General features: G+C 55.7%; 1 protein-coding gene. It reads left to right on the top strand.

Translation table 11 applies throughout. The features are described from left to right. A partial coding sequence (gene rdgC / locus AC3XQU_RS24330; RefSeq protein ID WP_489876685.1) for a recombination-associated protein RdgC occupies window positions 1–255 on the top strand: 255 nt, incomplete at both ends.

Here is a 255-nt window from a genome sequence, read left to right as displayed (position 1 = left end):
AAGATGAGGTCATTCAGGCATTTCTACCCCGGGCGTTCTTGCGCCGGTCGCAGTACTTCGCTGCGATTGCACCCAAGCAGGGTCTGATCATTGTCAATTCTGCTAGCGCAAAGAACGCCGAGGATTTGCTCTCAACAATGCGTGAGGTATTGGGCACGTTACCGGTGCGGCCAGTGACACTGAAAATTGCCCCGCCCGCAACGATGACCGAGTGGTTAAGGACGGGCAAGGCCGGTGAGGACTTTTATGTGCTCG

The organism is Telluria sp. AZSoR62 (assembly GCF_058111565.1).
Note: the sequence above shows the minus strand (reverse complement) of the source record. Positions and strands in the feature narration are given on the sequence as shown.